Here is a 326-nt window from a genome sequence, read left to right on the forward strand (position 1 = left end):
CGTTGAAAGAAGAAAAACATATGCCTGAAGGCATCAAGCTAAGACAAGTTAGATATCTCAATAATATAGTGGAACAAGATCATCGTTTTATTAAGAAACGTGTGCGTTCTATGTTAGGGTTCAAGTCTTTTGGCACAGCTACATCCATTCTTGCAGGAGTAGAAGCTATGCATATGATTAAAAAAGAACAGATTGATTTACGGGATCAGTCTGTTCAAAATCAGAAAGAATTCATCCATCAATTGTTTGGGCTAACAGCATAAAATACAATTCTGCTCGAAATATACGCGCTATATTCTCTTTTATTTTATCTTTGCACCAGAACC

General features: G+C 35.3%; 1 protein-coding gene. It reads left to right on the top strand.

The genetic code is table 11. From position 1 onward, the window contains the following. On the top strand, nucleotides 1–263 hold a 263-nt coding region (locus FT637_RS29750; RefSeq protein WP_193649264.1), incomplete at its 5' end, for a DDE-type integrase/transposase/recombinase. Nucleotides 264–326: the final 63 nt, after the last annotated feature.

Origin of the sequence: Bacillus cereus, from assembly GCF_015071065.1 — a bacterium.
Lineage (GTDB): Bacteria > Bacillota > Bacilli > Bacillales > Bacillaceae_G > Bacillus_A > Bacillus_A cereus_BA.